Genomic DNA, 21,728 nt, shown 5'->3' on the forward strand with positions numbered 1-21,728 from the left:
TTCAAGCATCTTTGCTTCAATTCTCTTCAAAGATTAATGAACTCTGAATCAAAAGTAAAAGCATTTTCAATCCATTGCAGATCATACGTGAAATTGGAAAAATCTTGCTGTACTGTTTTTGCAATTTGTTCAGTAAAATCAAAACAAATCACATCAAATCGACAATAAAAATCCTGTAATTGTGCAGAATTGCTCAAATAGGTCAGCGCAGTTTTTATCAGCTTTTGCTGCTTGGAGATGGAAACCACCTCCACCGCCCGGCCATAATCGCTAAAAGATCGCGCCTTTACCTCCACAAACACCAGCTGCTGATCCTGCCGGGTAATCAGATCGATTTCACCATAACGGCAATGGTAATTGGCCGCCAGAATCTGATAACCCTGCTGCTCTAATAACATTGCAGCCTGCTGTTCGGCCCACTGCCCCAAACGCGCGCGCTGACTGGCCATTTACAGGATCTGTACCAGCTGTTTCTGCTGCACATAGCATTTCGGAATACGCTGAATCTGGTTGTCCTGAATCCGGATTAAACCGGTTCGCCCTTCAAATTCAATGCGGTTTAATTGTGGCTGTTTCAGATAATAATTGGCGATCTGCCAGGCATCTCCACCAAAGGCCACCAGCCGCTGAAAAGAAAAGTGTTCCGCCTTGGCTGCCTGAATTCCGGCCTGTACATCTGCCCAGTGAGACTGATACAAGGCCGGCGCATCACAAAACTGCAGGCCTTGCGGTAACTGCTGCTGTGACTCGACGGCATTGGCCAGGCTGTATAAGCGCTTTTTGGGCAACCTGTTCTGGCGATTGATCCAGCCATTTGAACCCAGCAATAACACCCCCTGCTGACGTTTCAGCCATCTCGGCGGACTGTCCACCACCTCCACCGGATAGTCCAGCTGCGACACCAAAGACATCAATAACAGTTCGTGTTCAGCTTCGGTGCCGGGTTCACGCAGAATATATAAATGATTGATCTGATCTTTCCGGAACAACTGCTTTAAGGTCTGTGCATCATCTTTTTTTGACAGGCTAAACTGTAACACCCGCGGATGCTGCTGGATCACCTCGTTTAAGGCCAGTGTGCGCACTTTGGGCCGCAGCGCAATTAACTGTTCCACATCGGCACGTGCCAAAGGTCCAATCACCACCCGGGTCTTGGCATTGACATGCTGACGTAGCAAGGGACCAATTTTGCGCTGCTCGGAATTAATCAATTTAACCGGCATCTTCTCACCCGATGCATGATAAGCGTGCATAAAACCCTGCTGAATACTGAAACCGGCTCGCGCCATAGGACCCGATTCAGGTAGAATGACCAGAATCTCGGCCTGGGCGACTGAAAGTCCCGCGCCCAACAGCGCCGTGGTGATAATTACTTTTTGAAGCTGTCTTTTATTGTTATTAATAATTTGCCTAAACATGGAGAAACCTAATGAGTGCTCAGTTATTTGTTGTAGCCACCCCAATTGGGCACTTAGACGACATGACCTATCGGGCGATTGATGTTCTAAAGTCTGTAAATATTATTGCGGCAGAGGATACACGGACCTCTGCTCAATTATTAAAGCACTATAATATATCAACTCCGTTAACGGCGTGCCATGAACACAATGAAAGTAACAAAATTGATATATTGGTTCAGCGCCTGCTGAACGGCGAAAATATGGCCCTGATTAGTGATGCCGGTACCCCGCTAATTAGCGACCCCGGTTTTAAACTGGTCCGCGCCGCCCAAGAACACAATATCCAGGTGATTCCGGTTCCGGGAGCCTGTGCCGCAATTGCAGCGCTGAGTGCGGTTGGTTTACCGAGTGACCGCTTTAGCTTTGAAGGCTTTTTACCGTCAAAACAGTCACAGCGTATCTTGAGTCTGGAAAAACTTAAAGACCAGACTGCGACCCTGATTTTTTATGAAGCGCCACACCGGATTCTGGACAGCGTTAAAGATATGGCCAATATTTTCGGGGCCGAGCGCCCGGTCGGTTTTGCCCGTGAAATTACCAAAACCTTTGAAACCATCAAGAAGATGACACTGGGTGAGCTGGTCAGTTTTATTGAAGCCGATCATCATCAGCAAAAAGGTGAAATTGTACTGGTGGTGGGTGGTGCAACCGCGGAAAAAGATCTGGAGCAGGAAAAGCTGGATCAGCTGCTGACCCGACTATTGCAGGATTTATCGGTGAAAGCCGCGTCACAGCTGGCCGCCGATTTAACCGGAATCAAGAAAAAAGTGGCCTATCAGCGTGCGCTGGAACTGAACCAGAACAATGATGACTGATTCTGGCTGTTGATTCGCAATAAAAAAAGCATCACCGGAGTGATGCTTTTTTCTTATTGGCGTGCAGCCTCATCTGGTGGGACTTCAGTAATTTTTCCCCCACGTGCCAAGAAGGCCGCAATTTCATCTTCTAACGCTTGGCGTTGCTTCTGTTTAGCGGTTACGGTTAAGGTTTCTGCTTCCGCCACATCACCATCGTTTACGGCATCTTCGCTGTCCAGTGCACCTTTTTCAGCCGCTTTTGCCTCATCGTCATCGACGGTGGTATCTTCTACATCATCATAATCGTTCATATCCGTCATTTTAATCTCCCCGCAAATGACCTCAATTGAGTCCTGGTGAACGTTGTCATGCAATTAGGAAGAAATTTATCAATCTCTGCGCCTTTCGCCTAGAGGTAAAGACAAAAAAATCGTGTCTTTTTTAACCAAATTCGTAATCATGTATTAATGAATGTTTAAAAAATAACTATTTCTAGCTAGACCGCATACCGCGTGTCTTTCAGCAGATGCAAACCATTGGCCTGCGCCATAAAAGCATCCTTTAACACCGGCAGCTGTTCAACCTGCTTCAAGCCAAAATTACGTCCCCAGACCAGCGGGAATAACTGGGTGGTTTCCAGCCAGCCTATTGCAGACATGCTGTGCATCATTGCATCATTTTGACCTTTACGACGATGCTCATAACGCTTCAAGGTCTGCTCATGCGCCCAGACCCCACGTGCCCGGTCATGCAGCAGGACATCACACAAGACCGCGGCATCCAGACAGCCAATATTGACGCCCTGCCCGGCCAGTGGATGAATCACATGCGCCGCATCGCCAATGAGTGCCAGTCCCGGCTCGACATAGTGCTGCGCAGCACGGGCTTTTAAAGGGAAACGGGCACGTGGTGTAGCTTCCAGTACTTGACCCAACATATGATGGCTTTCACGGGTCAACAGCTGGGTAAATTCCTGATCGGATAATGCGGCATATTCTTCTGCATAATCCTCTGGTAGCGTCCAGACAATAGATTGCCAATGGCCATCCTGTTCAGGCTTGAGGCTGCTCATCGGCAGGTATGCCAGCGGACCGGTTTCCAGAAAAATCTGGCGCGCCACATGCTGATGCGGCTGGACAGTTCGAATAGCACAACTGATGCCTGCCTGCTGATAATCCAGCACATCCAGATCAATAAAGGCCTGTTCGCGGACAAAGGAATTGGCCCCATCTGCGCCAATTAACAATTTGGTGCTGAGCTTCGTGCCATCGGCCAGGAAAATATGCCAGACGCCAATGCCCTGCTCAATCCGGGTCACTTTGACCTGGGTACGATAATCCTGAATCTGCGTCAGCATGGTTTGCTGAATGGCCAGATTTAAAATACTCGGCTCCACCATCGAACCCAGCGCCTGGTCCACTCCGGGTGTTTTTTCTGCCGGCTGACCAAAATTGATTTCGCCATAGCCATTTTTATTCCAGACCTGCATGCCGGTATAAGGCTGCTGACGCGCCAGTTTGTCCCAAACACCCACATTTTTTAGCAAGTGGATAGTGGCCTGACTTAAAGCCAGTACACGTGGATTGGCCACGCTTAAGGTTTTTTCTGCATCCAGAATTGGCGCGGCATCCAGCACCGTGGCCTGCACTCCACCTTGGGCCAGTAATAATGCGGTTAAGCCACCGACCAAACCACCACCCACAATAACGGCGTCTAATACGTGTGCTGTCTGGTTCATGCTTTTAGTCCCATGGCATAGTTGGCAACAAGTGGTTTAATTCCCGGAATGGTATCAAAGGCAATCAGACCGGTATTTCTGAGCAGTTTCAGCACCGGATTCTGGTTACTAAAACCACGTACCACGCTGTCACAGAATTTGATCACACGCTGCTGATCGGTCAGACGGGATTTTTCATAATCTTGCAGCATGGCGGCATCGCCCAAATCGGCCTGTTGAGCCAGTTGTTCTTTTAAATAACGCACCAACACATAAGCATCGCGCATACACAGGTTAAAGCCCTGTCCAGCCACCGGATGGATGGTATGTGCCGCATTGCCCATTAGTACTACTCGGCCCACCGCCTGTTTTTCTGCCAGCACCTGCGAAAGCGGGAAGCTAAAACGGCGCCCGGTTTTCTGGAATTTTCCAGCCCGATCACCATAAGTCTGCTGCAAGGCATCGAGGAAATGCTGGTCATTGTCCTCCCCCAGCCATTCATGTTCCGTGCCTTTTTTCACCGGCCAGACCACTGAACGACGATATTCACCCGGCAAAGGCAATAACGCCAGCGGACCTAAAGGACTGAAACGCTCAAAACCGACATGATTGTGTGGTTTAGAGGTTTGTACGGTGGTTACAATGGCGACCTGATCATAATCATGTTCATCGACCCCAATGCCTAGAGCTTTACGGCAGAATGAATCGCGGCCATCGGCAGCAATCACCAGTTTGGATTGCAGTTGTAAGACTTCACTTCCACGCTGCGCTTCCAGATAAGCCAGATCTGCATCTTGGGTCAGCGAGGTGACTTTTACCCCATCAATCAGTTCAATTAAAGGCTCTGTGCGCACCTGAGTCAGCAACACCCGGCCTAACCAGGCATTTTCAATCACCTGTCCAAAACTTTCGACTTTTTCCTGTTCGGCTTGCAAACGCGCCTTCCCAAAACTGCCCTGCTCGGTAATGTGCACTTCCAGAATCGGGACAGCATGTTCCTGTAAGGCATCCCATAGGCCCAGTTCCTGATAAATCTGTACGCTACGACGCGACAGCGCACTGTTTCGTGCATCAAAACTGGAGTGATACGGGGCAAGATTGGCATCATCATAATTCGGGTATTGAATTGCTTCGAGCAGTTTGACCGCAATATTGGCTTTGGCCAACATGAGCGCCAAACTCAGCCCCACCATACCGCCGCCCACGATGATGACTTCTTGTTGCATGCTTGAATCCTTATTTGTGGTATCTCAAAAGTTTAGATACATCTTAATCATGATTGATTTTATATTACATCAAGGGATTGGATTTTTATAATGATTCGTGTGGATGGCTGGAATTTCTGAGCTTCAGCGCTTGCGTGTTCTGACCATAAATCCCGTTTAAAAGATGTTATTCCATAAAATGACACTGGAATGGAGTACAATATAACATCTATACAAAGCCTGAAGCGCTAGACTTAAGCTGATCAAGCGACAACCCTGACGTAGATAAAATAAATTAAAGAATTCGTATCAGCTGTATGCTATTGCTTGTAGAAAATTTAAAACATGAAGAAATTAGAACTTATCTTTTTAGTCGTTTTAATCTTGGTTCTGTTGTGGGGCATACAATGGATGTTTCATGGCTTTCCGGCCGCAAGTTAAGTCTTCTATTATTCACTCTAAAAGCTATACTATAATTTCTTAAAGTAATTAGAATGTTAGGATAATAAATGGATCATACTGAACGTTTTATTACAGCATTTTACTACGCTGTCGCCGGGATTTTTTTGGGGCTAGGATTAGCAATTTTTTCATCCCTCTATCTCAGCCTTACAATAAGCTCAGCTCATATTGTAATTTTTACAGTCATTTGCTGTTTTGTTTTAGGCTATGTATTTCCTCATAGTGTTGGCAATATTTTTAAATGGGTTTGGTATATTTTCGTTCATTAGTCTGGATGTCTATCTCTATTTAACCCATTAACGCTGATTCAAAATCAAAAAAGCCGATCTTCTGACCGGCTTTTGACCTGTACGGCTTTTATTGGGCCGCAGCCATCAACGCTTCAATCTCGTCTACAGTTTTCACCACTTTCGCAGTTAAGTTCAGTGGACCATTTTTGGTCGCGACAATATCATCTTCAATCCGGATGCCAATGCCACGCCATTTTGGATCTACTGTTTCATCATCCGGGGCAATGTATAGGCCCGGCTCAACCGTGACCACCATACCGGCTTCATAAGCACGCCATTCGCCATCAACCTTATAAGTTCCGACATCATGCACATCCATGCCCAGCCAGTGGCCTGTACCATGCATATAGAACTGACGATAACTTTCTGACGCAATAATCTCGTCCAGATCACCCTGCATAATGCCTAAATCAAGTAGGCCCTGCACCAGAATACGCACCGCCACATGATGCGGTTCTTTATAGGAGTTGCCTATCTGTACGGCATTAATTGCTGCAAGCTGAGCATCTAGTACAAGGTTATACAGCGCTTTTTGCTCGGGGCTGAATTTGCCATTCACCGGAAAGGTCCGGGTAATATCTGAAGCATAGAACTGATATTCACAGGCGGCATCAATTAACACCAAATCGCCATCTTTCAGTTCTTTGTCGTTCTCTACATAGTGCAGAATGCAGGCATTTTCACCACCACCGACAATACTGTTATAGGATGGAACACAGCCATTTCGGCCAAATACATAGTTCAGTTCGGCTTCCAGCGCATATTCCATCATACCTGGCTTAACCGTTTGCATGGCCCGGGTATGCGCTTCGGCAGAAATATCTGCCGCAATTTGCATCAGTTCCAGCTCTTTGGTGTCTTTGTGCAAACGCATTTCATCGACCAGACGGTCGAGCTGCACCACCTGCGCTGGTGCCGAGGTGCCACGGCGGCTTTCGCCATTGGCAGCTGCAATCCATTTGGCCACCCGCGCATCAAATTCGGCATTCTGTCCAATACGGTAAAAGAGCTGGTCTTTATCCAGCAGTTTTTCCAGAATTTCTTCATCGAGCAGGTCAATGGCATAGGCTTCATCGGCCTCATACTGTTCAATGGCGCCATCAATACCGGCGCGATAGCCATTCCAGATTTCCATCTCCCGGTTACGTTCGCGGCAAAACAGGCTATAGGTATAGCCTTCATCTATAGATTCATAGGTTTCAATGACCGCGACCGCTTCAGGTTCTGCAAAGCCAGTCAAGTAGAAGAAACTGCTGTCCGTTCGATATTTATAGTCAGCATCCCGGTTACGCATGGCCACCGGACTGGTGGCAATAATGGCAATACTGTGTGGTCCCATCAGTTCAGCCAGACGGTCACGACGTTCTTTAAATTCTACCTGGGTCAGTTTCTTCATTAATTTTTCTTCGCAGCCTAAATAAAGGGAGGATGGTATCGCCCGAATCAGCTCGGACGATGTGGGGTAAACATTTCAACAATACTGCCACTTTCTGGCGCAGCCACCTGACGTGACTTGGCATGTACGTTTTGTAACAAAGAACTTTCATCAACCGCTATTTTCTTGCGGCCAACCGACAGGCTCACCGGAATCAGGCGGACAAATTCATATAATTCCTGATAGCTTTCTTCGCCTTCTTCATCATTGTCCGAGTCTTCAAACTCGACTGCTGCCACATCTTGCAGATGTTCAATCAGCTCCAGCTCATCGCTGCGGATATGTCCGGACGCCAGGCCAAAGCCCAGTACCACGCCGGCACACCAGTCAGCCAGCGCCTGTACCCGCTCCTGTAATATGTGTTCATCATCCGGTAACAGGGGCAGATAATCCAGTTCATCTTCAGATAAAGCATGCGCTACATCTTCCGCTTCACCGGTTAAAATATCCAGCGCTTCCGGGCTGAGTTCGGGCACATTCAGGGTTGCCAGAATCTGTTGCCACTCGGCTTCAGTTGGTGCATTTGTCACACAAACTATACCGGTCAGTAAACCATGTAACTCACTTGGACTTGAAATTTCTTCAATCATAGAAAAATTGCGGTACCATTCGGACCAACCTGAAATATCGTCTTGCATTCGCTTATCCAATCTCTATACTTCGTATATATTACCTTTGTTTGCAAGACTGTGCGACCACGATATGTTAGAAGAATTACAGCGTCTACAGGCGCATATTGGTGTTTTAAAAACACGACTTGCGCATTATGAGAGTGAAACTCAATCTTTAGCTGAAGCCAAGCAACAGGCTGAAGAGCAGCATCATGCACAAATTGTGCAAAGAAATGGGGTGATTACCCAAAAACAAGAAGAAATTGAGTCTTTAAGTGAACAGCTCAGCACCAGTCAGGCCCAATTTCAGCAGTTAAATCAGGATGCGACCGCATTGGCGGACCGTTATAGCCGTCTGGAAAAAAGCTGCACCGATCTTAAAAACCGCTTTCAGGAATTGCTGGCCGAACGTAACGAGCTACGCGTCATTAAAGAAAAGTTGCAGAATGAACAGCGTCAGACTTTGCAGAATGTCCAATCTTTGCAGCAAGAACGTGAACGTTTATTGCAGAAGAATGAACATGCCAAAGCCAAAGTCGAGGCAATTATTCAGCGTCTGGCCATTTTAGGAACTGCACAAGACCAGAATGCCCAGGAAATTCAGCAATTGGCCCATCCAACTGATGTCAGCGAGGAAGCTTAAGCATGAGTGAACAAATTCCTGTAGATTTACGTGTTTTAGGACACAGTTTCAAGCTGGCCACGACTCTTGAAAAACGGGCGGATCTGGAACGTGCAGCAGAATTACTGAATGAAAAATATGATGAATTCCGTCGTAAAGCACCACGCATGGAACCAAGCAAGCTGATTATTATGGTGGCCTTAGAGCTGATGCAGGAAGTGCTGTCAATGAACAAGTCCCTGCAGGAATATGTCCATTGTGAACGCTTGCTGGCCACAATTCTGGAAGAAGTCGAAACACTGACCGAATAAGGCTTTGACTTGCATAAAGCCTGTGCAAATGACACTTAAATTTACAGTTCTGTAGGCCGATAGGTTTGCGTCTAAAGCTGAATCCTTTATACTGAGTCTAACTCTGAGGTGTTCGCCAGCAGGTCTATTCCCCTGCCGATACTTAAACTTATGGATTGCGTTCTGTATATTTAGAGTGCATGCTCACCCTGAGTGGGAAGCCCAGCAAGTATACGTCGCGTCCACCTTGAACTCATCGGGTTCAGGGTAACGACACATGCAGCGGCACCGTCGGAGGGTTTAGCTGATTTATCCTCTATTCAGTCCTCAGAATTTCTATATTTCCTCCTTTTTATAAGTAATGATTCTCTCGCTCTAATCTTTTAAAGCTTCCAACTAACCGTTAAGCCCTCTTGTAGATACAACCCATCTTAAAAGAACGCCATCCCGAATTAAATCAGTAAGATCGATTTGATTAACATCTTCACAAGATTGCAGTTCAGCAAAATTTTTAAGCAGACGACTTGACTGTAGAACGGATGCAATTCCGCCCACTATGTTTTGCTTCATAAAGTTTATTATCTGCAATTTTTAGTACTGCAGCCACATCGACGGCATCTTTTGGCCAGAACGCGATGCCAATAGAAATCGTGATTTGTCCCATCTGGTTAATCGTAGTTTCCTGCATGGTTTTTCTAAGCCGCTCTGCAGCTTTATACGCCACACTTGCATCTGCAGTCGTCATTAAAACCAGAAATTCTTCACCGCCACTACGACAGCAAATATCCTGTTCCCTAAAATTAGTTAGCATTAGTTGCGCGAGCGTTTTAAGTACCACATCACCCTGATCATGCCCGTACTGATCATTAATTTTCTTAAAAAAATCAATATCAATGGCTAATACTGCAAATTCGGTACGAGTCTCTAGCAGTTCATTTAAAAATAATTGCATACCACGACGGTTGTATAAACCTGTCAATGGGTCCGTATTGACATGATGTTTTAACTCCGCAATCCGATGACTAAAGGTTTCCGAACTCATTAATAATGAGGTTCTAAACTTTAAAACCTCGAAATACCATGGATCAACTTCTTTAATTTTATTTTCAATGTCCGCATGATTAAGCATACTTGCCATACGAGCTAAGCGGTTCAAAGGTGAAGAAATAAAGCTTGAGATATACCAAATCAATAAAAAAATAAAAAAGTAGAAAATGAAGATTCCAATCGATACTTTTAAAATCAGCGTATTCGCTTGTGCAAGTAAATCCTCTGTCGGTTGTTGAGAAACCACTATCCAATTTACACTTGGAATATGTGCAAAACCTGCCAAATTATCTATACCTAAACTATTTTTTAAACGGATTGAGCCATTTTTATGCTGATTAATAAAGTCTAAACCCGTATTGTTGATAATTTTTTCACCGATGCGATTTTTATCTGGATGGAAAATAATACGGTTATATTGATCAATCACATACATATAACTTTTTTTATAGTCATATTGCGTATTAAGCATTGTATTTAATAAATTTTTCCGTTGTAAATAAATCGAACCACTGATCATCCCTAAATAATTATCTTTGCCATTATAAATAGGCTGAGACATCATGACCAAAAGATTGTTTTTTACAGACCAGTAGGGTGTAGAAATATAAGTTTTCTTTTTTTCAGTTGACTCTACTATACCCAATGAATTATAAGCTTGACCAAAATTAAAATTCAAACTACTGGGTGAAAATGCAAAAACATGCTTATTTTCCCCCACAAGTAAAACACTATTAAAGTTATCAGACTGATTCTTTAAACGCTCTACTTCTGATTTTCTTAAATCTATATTATAAAAATTTTTCTCTAATACTTTAGCGCTATATTCTAATTCTTTTAACATATCAGCAAAATGCTGATTAGTACTGGTGGCAATTTTCTCTGCATATCTTTCGTTCACAGAAAGTGAGTTTTGAATTAATTGTTGCTTAATTACATAATTTAAAATAAAAACACTTACGACAAATAAGCCTGATACACTTAAAATTGTAGAAATTAAAATAAGTTTACGCAGATCCAATCCGAGTCGTAGTAAAAAATGTTTCAACAGTTCCCACCCCAAAAAATTCAAAAAACTGCGACAAATTGTAATTTTAACACATAATTTTACAACTCAATCACATATTTGAAAGCAATACAGTTGAATTTTAGTTGTCTATTTTTGATGTTCAATTGCATAAATTAGATAGTTCGTTTGTTGCTGACTACCACCTAAATCAGAAATATATCCTCTAAATACAATTTCTAGCATACACTTCCTCAGAATGCACCGATTAATAACAAATAATGACAACTTGAGTTTTTTCGTACTTATTTTTTTGCTAAAAACCGTGTCTATTCGATAAATTTTTAGGGTCAATTACTCCTAAAATTACAAAAAATAAATATCTTTTCATGCTTAAAATTTATATAACCACTTAATAAATAGGTTTTTTTCATATATTAGACTTCTTGCGTTAGTCAAATTTTAAGCAGTAAAAAGCTATATTTTATAAGGTTTTAGCCAATTCAAAAATTAGATAAAACTATACTTTCGCAAGAGGTCTATTTAATCACTATTTTAATTTAAGCGGTTGCTCATTTTTTATTAGTCTTTCTTGTTGTGGACGCATTAGCATCAGGGCAGATTCCCATGATCATAACTCAACCTCAAACTCTACTCAGCACACCTGTAGAACGCGTTGCTCAACAAACCTTTATGTGCCAATATCTTGGTCTTATCCTACTAAAACATAGTAACAAAAAATTCAAAATTAAAACCTAAAATGGTATCTGCGTCGATTTTAGTTATAGAAATCAACTTAGCTTTCAGACTTCGCATTGTCATGATGCTACTCATCCGAATTTTATTTTCCATCCTGATCAAAACATTACCGTACAAAGCAAGTGCCTAAATATGGCAGGAAACAGAAACATGATGATGCTGAAGTTATTGCTTATAACTTGGCAGACTAACCAAAATGGTATCTCGATAGTCAGTTTATTCGTAGTGCTGATACAGGCGAATGTTGAGACATTTATATGGAAAAATGAAAATGTATAGCTGCAATCTAAATCGTGGTCAGAAATTCAATTTTATTGCATCATAAATAAAAATCACTCATCCGATTAACCTAGTATTTTCATTTAAAGATGGGGGAATTAGTGAATGATGATTTAAAAACAACTTTAAAAAAATTTAAACACAATTAATTAAGGATGCTGGCTAAACAAATCAAAAATCACTTTTCTTAACCACTGATGACAGGTTTGGTGATGACAAGACGTATGCCAATACTGTCGTACAGGATAAGTTGGAAAATTCAACGGCGCACTTACTACTTGTAAATTCCCACGTGCCAACAATACCTCACTTAAATAATAAGGTACTGTCGCAATCATATCGGTTTCTTGCACAATTAACCCAACGCCCAAATAACTTGGAATACTCATTAAAATATTGCGTCTTAAACCGCGATTGCTTAGTTCATTTTCAATATGGTAGTGACCTATACTGGTATCCACATCGACATGCGATTCACGAATATAAGCTTCAACATCTAAACTTTTTTCACTAATACGTGGATGATCTTTACGACTAATCACCACATAATATTGTAAAAATAATTGCTGCTGATAAAAACCCTGTTCTAATTCAGGTAAAAATCCAATCGCAAAATCAATTTCACCATTTGCCATTTGATAACTGGTTTCACGGGTAATAGGACGAATTTTAATCCGTACCGAAGGCGCATATTCTTTTAAAAACTTTGTCAGCTTTGGCAATAGAACCAAATGCGAAACATCGGTCATCGCTAAAGTAAATAATTGATCTGAATGTGTCGGATCAAAATCTACCTTAAAATTATTGACCGTTTCTATTTTATTAATAATTTCACTAATTGGAGAAAAAATCTGTTTTGCCAATTCTGTAGGCAGCATTTCATTGCCCACCCTCAAAAATAAGGGATCATTAAAATGCTGACGAATTTTATTTAAGCAGTTACTTACCGCAGGTTGGCTCATACCTAGAGCATCTGCTGCAGCTGATACATTTTTTAATTTATATACATAATAAAAAATCTGTAGCAGTTTGCTGTCTAACTTAAACATATTAATCTTTCCTTAGAATCGGTTTTCACTGCTCAGTTTTCATCCTCAATTAGCGCCAAGATTTTAATTTAGAGCTATGTCCAATACCCACATTAAAACTATTGGTTGGATCTAACTTTTGATAATGCTGCTTTAATGCAGGTTTCGCCACATATAAATGTCCAACATTATGTTCAGCAGGATACTCTGCGCCACGAGCATCAAGCAATGACCACATTTGATGTTCCATGGCCAACGGGTCTACCCCTTTTTGAATGATATAGTCCTGATGAAAGACATGACACAAAAAATGTCCGTAATACAACTTATGTATAATCGCCCGCTCCAATTCTTCGGGTAAATTTTCAACCCATTGCGAATCATTACGTCTTAGAGCAATGTCTAAGGCAACAATATCTTCAACTTCATCTCGATGCGTATCTCGGTAACGAATTGCTGCACCCGCCACAGCAAAACGATGCAAAAAGGCTTTACGTCCTTCATCCTCATTACACAGAAAGAAACTGCCTGAACTGCGTGTAATAAAGTAATCCAGTAAAAATTTCTGTACTGCTGCAACATCTTGCTGCTCAATACGTAAAATTAAATGATGCTCGTACAAATCACGAAATTGATTCATCCGTTCAGGTAAATGATTAGGCAACAGCTTCGTGAACATTTGCAAAACTTTATCGGACAGCCCGCGCATGCCCCAACGGCTCAGCACACCATCGACTTTATCTTTCATGGCAAAAGCGGCAGGTACTTTACTGGTGCCAAATTTCTCAATAAACAAGAAACTGTCTTTGCCATATTCTGCGCCAATGTCATAGGCAACACGGTGGATATACTCGCCTGCAATTGGAACACGGGGTAAATCACGCAATAAAAAACGGCGGATGGCGGTTAAATCATCCTGTTGATTGGTGCCAATATAAAACACCTGACTCGGGATTTTTTCAAAAGTATCCAAGCGCACGGCAAATACACAAACTTTTCCTGCAGAACCCGATGCTTCAAACAAACGGCTTGGATCAGCATTAAAACGTGCAGGGGTATCGGCATCAACTTGTGCAACATCATGCACATAACGCTGATCTGAAGCACAGCAATGTTCCGAATATTCAATATCTTCAGGACGATATTGTTGTTGCTCAAGTTTGGTTAAAATTTCTTCTGGCGAGCTTCCTAAATTTACCCCCAAATGATTGATGAGTTGCAACTCGCCCAGTTCATTGACTTGTGCATATAAGGCCAACTCGGTATAGGCAGGACCTCGTCTAACCAAAGCACCACCTGAATTGTTGCATATTCCACCCAAAACTGAAGCGCCAATACAAGATGAACCAATCACTGAATGTGGCTCACGTTGATGTGGTGCCAATTGCTGTTCCAATGCATCCAACGTAGCGCCGGGTAAACAAATCACTTGCTTGGCATTATTAATCAGCTGAATGCCTTTTAAACGCTGAGTATTAATCAGAATAACAGGACGGTCATAATCATCACCAAAAGGGGTCGAACCACCAGTCAGTCCTGTATTGGCGGCCTGCATAATAATGATACAGTCTGCCGCCACTGCCACTTGCAAAACTTGCCACTGTTGCAACAGCGAACCTGGCGTGACTACAGCAAAAACCTGCCCCTCACCAAAACGTCGCCCTTGACGATATAAGCGGGTATCCGACTCATGGGTCAATACATGCGCTTTCCCCACAATATCGACCAAATTTTTGAGTGTCGCTGCTGCATCAAATTGTGCTATTGATGAATTTGTCTGTGGCATGGTGTGCATGTCCTGAATTCCAATGGTGAAGAAAATACAATTGAGCAATCAAGCCAAACTTTTAAAGTTATGGATTCATCGCCCATGTTTGCAAATTAGTCTTTCAGCTCACGCTCAAGTCGCACCAGACAATCTGAAGTAATGGCCTGAATATTCTTGGCACCTGTTAAGGTCATTGCCACCCGCATTTCTTTATCCATCAGTTCAAGTAAATTACTCACTCCTGCACCGCCTGCTGCACCCAATGCATAAATAAAGGCTCGACCGAGCATACAAGTATCGGCACCCATGGCCAGCATACGTACTACATCTAAACCGTTACGAATGCCTGAATCCACCAGAATTTTTAAATCGCCTTTGACAGCATCGGCAATGGGTGGCAAGGCACGTGCAGTAGATAACACACCATCTAACTGACGCCCACCGTGATTCGATACCACAATACCATCGGCACCAAAGCGGACTGCATCTTTGGCATCTTCAGGGTCTAAAATGCCTTTAATCACCATCGGGCCATCCCAAAATTCACGAATCCACTCTAGGTCTTTCCATGAAATGGATGGATCAAAGTTATTGCCCAACCAACCAATATAATCTTCCAGTCCAGTCGGCTTGCCCAAGTATTTGGAGATATTGCCCAAATCATGCGGACGACCTAGTAAACCCACATCCCACGCCCAGTTTGGATGCATCACTGCTTGCATATAACGGCGCATGGCCGCATTTGGCCCACTCATGCCTGAATGTGCATCACGATAACGTGCACCAGGCACAGGCATATCTACTGTAAAAACCAATGTTGAACAGCCAGCTGCTTTGGCACGTTCCAAAGCATTGCGCATAAAGCCACGGTCACGTAACACATAGAGCTGAAACCACATTGGGCGAGAAATGGCAGGTACCACTTCTTCAATTGGACACACCGACACTGTAGATAATGTAAACGGAATACCCTTTTTGTCTGCTGCTACCGCAGCCTGTACTTCACCACGGCGCGCATACATGCCTGTTAAACCGACTGGCGCCAAAGCCACAGGCATCGACAAAGTTTCATTAAACAACGTGGTTTCTAAACTTAAAGCCGACATGTCATTTAATACACGTTGGCGCAAGGCAATTTGTGAAAGGTCTTCTACATTTCTTTTTAGCGTTTGTTCCGCATACGCACCTCCATCTATATAGTGAAATAAAAATGGCGGTAAACGGCGTTTAGCTGCTTCGCGGTAATCATTCGCAGAAGAAATAATCATGGCGCTATCCTGTTTAATCGACTCGCACGCTGACGACGCGCATCTTCCTCGTCTATCATGCGTACTTGTTGAACTACAAATTCAATATGTCCACACACTGCCGCACGGGCAGCTTCTGGATCCTGACGTTCAATTGCATCCATCACTTGAAAATGCTGATCATGCAACTGATCGAAACGGTGGGCTTCGGTATAAACTTTACGTCGGCCCAAAACCACGTTGTATTGCAACAAATCAAATAAGCCGCGCATCATTTGAATAAGCACCAAATTGTGCGATGCCTCGGCAATTGCCAAATGAAACTTGGCATCGGCAATTGCCGCCTGATCATCATCACCCAAAATTTGAAAATGGGCGATTTGCTCATAACAGGCACGGATTTTTTTCAAATCCTCAGCAGTTGCCCGCTGTGCGGCATACCATGCCGTACCACCTTCAAGCACCATTCGTGCTTCCTGCACATCAAAACGATAAGCAGGATCTTCATCAATCAGGTTACTTAAAGGCTGCACAATTTGATATTGCGACCAATTGGTTGGCAGCTGTTGCAAAAAAGTACCCGCTCCAACTTTGCTGACCAGCATGCCCTGACTGGTCAATTGCTGAATAGCCTCACGCAAAGAGGAACGGGAAACCCCGAGTTGTTCACACAACTTTCTTTCGGCAGGCAATCGGTCTCCGACTTGCATTTGATTTTTTTCAACCAGTGTGCGCAGGTCTTGAACAACTTTGTCGGAAACTTTCATGCGGCTATCCTCTTGTGCATGTGGTTATGGAATCATCCATGGGAACACATAAGCTTGTAGAGTGATAATAATACCGATCATTACGGTGAACGTGATACTGTGTTTCACGGTAAAGCGGAATAAATCCGATTCTTTACCGACTAAACCGACTGCGGCACAGGCAATTGCAATCGATTGCGGCGAAATCATTTTTCCTGTAACACCACCACTGGTATTGGCGGCAACAAGTAATACTTCTGGCACACCAATTTGCTGTGCAGTTGTGGCTTGCAAGGCTGCGAATAACGCATTGGCTGATGTGTCTGAACCAGTCAGGAATACCCCAATCCAGCCTAAAAATGGCGAGAAGAAAGTAAAGGCATTACCTGTATGAGCCAAAGCCAATGCCAAGGTGGCAGACATACCTGAATAATTGGCAATAAAAGCAAAAGCCAGCACCATACCAATGGAATAAATCGGTGTTTTTAATTCATTGATGGTTTCTGCAAAGGTTTTCACCGCTTCACGTGGTTTCATTTTTAAATAAATGATGGTGATGAAAGCCGCAATCATAATTGCAGTACCCGTGGCACTCAGCCAGTCAAACTTGAAGATGGCATCGTAGTCTTTGACGTCTGCCACCACAGGCGGCATTTTTTGTACCAGTTGATGTAAAAATGGCACCTTGATGGAAATGACCCAATCATGCATTGCACCATCTTTAGCAAATAAATCTTTGAACGGTTTGATGCTCCAAATCGTAACTATCACCGTTAAAATTGCAAAGGGTGACCATGCTTTCACAATCTGACCGATGCTGTATTTCTGCTGCTGTTCTGCAACCAAGTTGGCATCTACTTTTGTGTCTGCATCGCTAAAACGGAAAATGTGTTTTGGCTGCCAGAATTTAAACAGTACTGTTAAGCTCACCAACGATGCAATTGCAGCGGTAATATCTGGCAACTCTGGTCCAACAAAGTTAGAGGTCAAGTATTGTGCAATTGCAAAAGCACCACCACCCACCAATACCGCAGGCCAAGTTTCTTTCACACCGCGCCAGCCATCCATAATTGCCATGATCCAGAACAGCACAATAGGCACCATAAATGGCAACTGACGCCCAACCATCTGGCTAATTTCCATGGTTTCTACGCCTGAAACCTGACCCGCCACAATAATTGGAATCCCCATTGCGCCAAACGCAACCGGTGCGGTGTTCACAATCAGACATAAACCCGCAGCGTATAAAGGTTTAAAACCCAAACCTACCAACAAAGCTGCAGTAATTGCCACTGGCGCCCCAAAGCCCGCTGCACCTTCTAAAAATGTCCCAAACGCGAAGCCGACTAATAGCATCTGAAGACGCTGATCTTCTGTAATCGAAAGAATAGATGAGCGAATAATGTTAAATTGCCCTGTTTTTACAGAGATTTTATATAAAAATAATGCGCCAATAATAATCCATGCGATTGGCCACAAACCGTAGAAAAATCCATAGATCAATGAAGCAAAAGCCATTGGTGCAGGCATGCCATAGGCAAATAAAGACACTAATAACGCCAAAATCACCGTAATTGTTCCCGCAACACTTCCCTTTAAGCGAAATACAGCTAGTGCCAAAAAGAAAAAAATAATCGGGATTGATGCAATAAGACTCGAAATCCAAATATTTGCCATTGGATCATAGATCTGTTGCCAATGTTGAAGCATTGTCATCTCCTTGAAATGCTCACTCAAACGTAAACATAGGTCTAAGCGTAGAGGTAAAATTCTAATTTTGGTCTGACCAATATTGAAATGAAAATCAAAATACCCTCAATATTTGCAACAAATAATAGTTTTATACAAATAAATGTCAATATTGGTCTGATTATTTATTTAAATGGTCATACCAATTTAAATTAAGATGATCTATGTTTGCAGCATAAAAAATGCGGTGAAGAAAAATTTAAACTTTGTTTTTTCTGTAGTTTTTAAAAGGAGGGAAAAACCAAATTTATTTCGCACAGCTTTATACAACTTTAGTCCAATACAATGGAATCAGTGTGCTTTCTTCTAAGATGAATTGAACGCTTGATAAAATGAATCGTAGATAAATTCAGCTCAAGTGGCCGCTATTCGGTTTAGAAAACATGTTGGTTAAAGAATATTTTAGACAAAAAAATAACGCCATTGTTGACTGCAACAATGGCATTATCGTGTATTTATAACAGCAGATCATAAGCTTATCTGTGGGCTTAGCCTGTCACCCCACGTTTAGACGTTTTAAACGCGAAATATGCAAATCAATTTGCCCTGCAATTTCAGGTAAAATTTGCTTTAAGAACTGGCTATAGTTCATTGCATCTTCTGCTCTTAATACGCCTGCTTGTACCAATTGTTCCTGCTGTAGCAACATACTTTGTACACGGTTTAAATCAGGTTTTTGCCCTTGGCTTAACCCTGTACTAATTTGCTCAAAGCCTAAATACAACTGATCACGTTGCTGGATTAATTGCTGCATTTCAACTGCAGATACCGCAGCACGCTCTAACATAGCGTTTGTTTCAATTACATTTTCAGATTCATCTGAAAATAGACTTTGCGTTGTTTCTATCTCTGTGGAAGCTGCGTTCGGTTTCACCCATACTGTTTCCGAAACAGTCTTATTCGGCGGTTGAAACATATACACCACGGTAAACAACACCGCGACAGCCAAAACAAAAAAGCCAATACCGAGCCATCGAGTCCCTTTCATGTGCACGCTCCATAGGTAAACCATTCTAAAATGCGCTCAATTCAAATATCGTCTTGAGCGCTTTAGTATGTTTTGCCTGTTATGATCGGCTTAAAAATTACGGCGTCGACCAATCGCTTGGTGCATAACCCAAACGTACTCGCTGTGGGTGATTCCCTACTGGCACACTGCGGACTTTTTCTCCTGTAGCGAAGTCAATCACCGTGACCACATCGGTTTCACTTTCTGAAATCACACAGCTTTTTCCATCTGGACTACGGGTTGCCCAATATGGTTTACCTGCAGGAATCAGTTTGCCAGCTTTTAAACTCTGACGGTCTACAATGGTCGCGTAATCATCCATCGTACCTGCCACACAGAGTTTTTCGCCATCGGCACTAATGGATAAACCATGATGACGTGAATCATTTACCCATTTGCTGCGGTCTTTTGGAATTGTACTGCTGCCCGGTAATTGTCCAATACGGGTGACTTTATCGGTTTTTAAGTCATATTCCACCAAACCATTAAAAAATGAAACCTGTGCATAAAGTTTGCTTTCATCTTTACTTAACACCATAGGACGTACTGAATTGGATAAATCTTTACGTCCAAAGGCATCTAAAGCAGGTCGGAAATCAATTTTTTTCAGAACTTTATAATTGTTGGCATCGGCAATGGTAATAAAGCGCTTACCTTTGGTGAAGTCTTGCCACTGTGCATCCATTGAGGTTTCTACGTTACCAATCGCAGAGTTTAAGATTTTCGTTCCACCTGCAAAGTAAATATTTTCGTGCGGTTTATCCCCTGTTGCAAAACGCCCCAATTCTTTACCTGTATGAATATCTAAGACATGCACCACATTACCTGAAGATGCCGACACAGCAACACGCTGCCCATCTGGTGAAACCGCCATGTGGTCTGCACGGAAACCTTCGACTGGCGTACGCCAATTAATTTTGCCCGTTTTAATGTTGATGGATACCACATCGGCAAAACTTGGACGTGAAGCTACAATGGATTGTCCATCTGGGGTGGAATACATATCATCCACCAACTGGTCATTGCCCTCACCTGCAGTTTGTTGAATGTAGGTATAGGCAATTAGCTTGATTGGATTTAAATGAATTTCCAGCAGCCGCTGTTTGCGGTCCGGAATCATATTCACCACCCCAATCTTGCCAAAATCACCGGAAGGACGAATCACTGTGACCGTTCCATCCCAGTTATTGCCCACAAAGAAAACCTGTTTGGAATTGGCCGGTGCAGGCATTTCTGTAGAGGCTGCCTGAGCAACGCTAGCGCTGAGTGCCGTGACAGCACAAACGGCCGGCAGCAGATATTTACGCAGGGTATTTTTATAGTCCATGTTATTGTTTTCCTAACCATGTGTTCATTTTTAATTTGTTCTTGTCATACTCACGTATCAACACTGCATCAGCACAGGCCCTAGAAATCTATCCGCTTGCTGTAAAATCCGACGGAAGCCCATTTGATCTTGCAGATCGAGCATCAATAAGCTCCGGTTTTTGCAATACATCTTATTAGTGAAAATCTGTAACGGTCCTGCTCCCTTTGCAAGTTGTGCAGAAAGGATTAAACTGCGGGCACCACTTGTTTTTATGCTCCGCTCTGTGACCCACGACCTGATCCAGCTCCGTAAACAGCTGCGCAAACAACGCCGCCAGTTAAACCGCTTTCAGCAGCGTCAGGCTGAACAGCAGGTATTGCAGCGGTTACGTGCATGGCCAGCGTATCGGCAGGCTCAGAAAATTGGCGTGTATTTGCACGCCTTTGGTGAAATTCATACCACTAAAATCATTGAACTCTGTTTTGCCCAAGGTAAACAGGTGTATTTACCAATGATCTGTAATATGAATGACCGGCTGGTCTGGGTGCGTATTCAGCAAGGTCAATATCGTAATAAACGCTTTGCTCACCATCGTTTGGGTATGCAGGAACCGATGGCCAGTCGTGGCCGGCATGTCTCCGAACTTGATCTGCTCTTGATGCCTTTACTGGCCTGTGACCGACGCGGAACCCGGATTGGAATGGGCGGCGGCTATTATGATAAAACGCTGGCCAGCGCCCCGACCACACCGCTGCGGGTCGGCCTGTGTCATGATTTCCAGATTGTGGATATTCCTTTGGCGCGTGAGGCCTGGGATCAGCCGCTAGATGCCCTGATCAGTCCACATTTCCAGTATTCTTTTCAGCGCAAGTTTGCGATTTATAATCATTAA

The 21,728-nt window shown here is 43.3% G+C and carries 19 protein-coding genes and 1 other RNA gene; 5 read left to right on the top strand and 15 right to left on the bottom strand.

The window, feature by feature from the left end:
- Positions 1-26: 26 nt before the first annotated feature.
- Together FTU54_RS11235 and FTU54_RS11240 are read right to left on the bottom strand one after the other, a co-directional pair.
- Complete coding sequence (locus FTU54_RS11235) at positions 27-449, bottom strand: YraN family protein (protein WP_168399675.1); 423 nt, start codon at positions 447-449, stop codon at positions 27-29.
- The gene (locus tag FTU54_RS11240; protein WP_168399676.1) at positions 450-1,418 is read right to left on the bottom strand and encodes a penicillin-binding protein activator; all 969 of its coding nucleotides are present in this window, start codon (positions 1,416-1,418) and stop codon (positions 450-452) included.
- An 11-nt stretch (positions 1,419-1,429) separates the two neighbouring features.
- Between FTU54_RS11240 and rsmI the strand changes: the two genes are divergently transcribed.
- Positions 1,430-2,275 carry a 16S rRNA (cytidine(1402)-2'-O)-methyltransferase gene (gene rsmI, locus FTU54_RS11245; protein ID WP_104490575.1) on the top strand — a complete coding sequence of 282 codons (846 nt, stop codon included), beginning with the start codon at positions 1,430-1,432 and terminating at the stop codon, positions 2,273-2,275.
- A gap of 53 nt (positions 2,276-2,328) precedes the next feature.
- Here the strand turns inward: rsmI and FTU54_RS11250 are convergent, their stop codons facing one another.
- From FTU54_RS11250 to FTU54_RS11275, 5 genes are all read right to left on the bottom strand, one after another.
- The gene (locus FTU54_RS11250) at positions 2,329-2,577 is read right to left on the bottom strand and encodes a hypothetical protein (RefSeq protein ID WP_005179228.1); all 249 of its coding nucleotides are present in this window, start codon (positions 2,575-2,577) and stop codon (positions 2,329-2,331) included.
- A 176-nt stretch (positions 2,578-2,753) separates the two neighbouring features.
- Positions 2,754-3,995 carry an FAD-dependent monooxygenase gene (locus tag FTU54_RS11255; protein WP_180074762.1) on the bottom strand — a complete coding sequence of 414 codons (1,242 nt, stop codon included), beginning with the start codon at positions 3,993-3,995 and terminating at the stop codon, positions 2,754-2,756.
- Positions 3,992-5,200, bottom strand: coding sequence for a 2-octaprenyl-6-methoxyphenyl hydroxylase (ubiH, locus tag FTU54_RS11260; protein WP_180074763.1), 1,209 nt, complete (start codon positions 5,198-5,200; stop codon positions 3,992-3,994). Before ubiH ends, FTU54_RS11255 begins: the two co-directional genes overlap by 4 nt.
- Before the next feature lie 798 nt (positions 5,201-5,998).
- Positions 5,999-7,327 (bottom strand): Xaa-Pro aminopeptidase, encoded by a 1,329-nt coding sequence (pepP, locus tag FTU54_RS11270; RefSeq protein WP_180074764.1) that lies wholly within the window; start codon positions 7,325-7,327, stop codon positions 5,999-6,001.
- A 47-nt stretch (positions 7,328-7,374) separates the two neighbouring features.
- Entirely contained in the window at positions 7,375-8,004 is a 630-nt protein-coding gene (locus FTU54_RS11275) for a UPF0149 family protein (protein WP_104487370.1), read from the bottom strand.
- Positions 8,005-8,068: 64 nt separating this feature from the next.
- Here FTU54_RS11275 and FTU54_RS11280 point away from each other — a divergent pair, with 64 nt between their 5' ends.
- From FTU54_RS11280 to ssrS, 3 genes are all read left to right on the top strand, one after another.
- Positions 8,069-8,620 (top strand): hypothetical protein, encoded by a 552-nt coding sequence (locus FTU54_RS11280; protein WP_005179239.1) that lies wholly within the window; start codon positions 8,069-8,071, stop codon positions 8,618-8,620.
- Between the two features lie 2 nt (positions 8,621-8,622).
- Complete coding sequence (locus tag FTU54_RS11285) at positions 8,623-8,910, top strand: cell division protein ZapA (protein WP_104487367.1); 288 nt, start codon at positions 8,623-8,625, stop codon at positions 8,908-8,910.
- A gap of 97 nt (positions 8,911-9,007) precedes the next feature.
- A non-coding RNA gene (gene ssrS, locus FTU54_RS11290) (6S RNA) lies at positions 9,008-9,191 on the top strand.
- A 209-nt stretch (positions 9,192-9,400) separates the two neighbouring features.
- Here ssrS and FTU54_RS11295 read toward each other — a convergent pair.
- The 8 genes from FTU54_RS11295 to FTU54_RS11330 form a co-directional block, all read right to left on the bottom strand.
- Complete coding sequence (locus tag FTU54_RS11295; RefSeq protein WP_180074765.1) at positions 9,401-11,008, bottom strand: sensor domain-containing diguanylate cyclase; 1,608 nt, start codon at positions 11,006-11,008, stop codon at positions 9,401-9,403.
- Positions 11,009-12,129: 1,121 nt separating this feature from the next.
- On the bottom strand, positions 12,130-13,029 hold the full coding sequence (locus FTU54_RS11300) for a LysR family transcriptional regulator (RefSeq protein WP_180074766.1): 900 nt from the start codon (positions 13,027-13,029) through the stop codon (positions 12,130-12,132).
- A 49-nt stretch (positions 13,030-13,078) separates the two neighbouring features.
- On the bottom strand, positions 13,079-14,794 hold the full coding sequence (dld, locus tag FTU54_RS11305) for a D-lactate dehydrogenase (RefSeq protein WP_180074767.1): 1,716 nt from the start codon (positions 14,792-14,794) through the stop codon (positions 13,079-13,081).
- Between the two features lie 95 nt (positions 14,795-14,889).
- The gene (lldD, locus tag FTU54_RS11310; RefSeq protein ID WP_104470019.1) at positions 14,890-16,044 is read right to left on the bottom strand and encodes an FMN-dependent L-lactate dehydrogenase LldD; all 1,155 of its coding nucleotides are present in this window, start codon (positions 16,042-16,044) and stop codon (positions 14,890-14,892) included.
- Positions 16,041-16,790, bottom strand: coding sequence for a transcriptional regulator LldR (gene lldR, locus FTU54_RS11315; protein ID WP_005179260.1), 750 nt, complete (start codon positions 16,788-16,790; stop codon positions 16,041-16,043). Before lldR ends, lldD begins: the two co-directional genes overlap by 4 nt.
- Before the next feature lie 24 nt (positions 16,791-16,814).
- Positions 16,815-18,485: an L-lactate permease gene (lldP, locus tag FTU54_RS11320; RefSeq protein WP_171432161.1), complete on the bottom strand. Its 1,671-nt coding sequence runs from the start codon at positions 18,483-18,485 to the stop codon at positions 16,815-16,817.
- 529 nt (positions 18,486-19,014) lie between these two features.
- On the bottom strand, positions 19,015-19,506 hold the full coding sequence (locus tag FTU54_RS11325; protein ID WP_228278776.1) for a hypothetical protein: 492 nt from the start codon (positions 19,504-19,506) through the stop codon (positions 19,015-19,017).
- A gap of 97 nt (positions 19,507-19,603) precedes the next feature.
- Complete coding sequence (locus FTU54_RS11330; protein WP_180046523.1) at positions 19,604-20,854, bottom strand: YncE family protein; 1,251 nt, start codon at positions 20,852-20,854, stop codon at positions 19,604-19,606.
- 265 nt (positions 20,855-21,119) lie between these two features.
- Between FTU54_RS11330 and FTU54_RS11335 the strand changes: the two genes are divergently transcribed.
- Positions 21,120-21,728: a 5-formyltetrahydrofolate cyclo-ligase gene (locus tag FTU54_RS11335; RefSeq protein WP_160242950.1), complete on the top strand. Its 609-nt coding sequence runs from the start codon at positions 21,120-21,122 to the stop codon at positions 21,726-21,728.

Source organism: Acinetobacter sp. YH12116 (assembly GCF_013418895.1).
In the GTDB taxonomy this organism is placed as follows: Bacteria; Pseudomonadota; Gammaproteobacteria; order Pseudomonadales; family Moraxellaceae; genus Acinetobacter; species Acinetobacter indicus.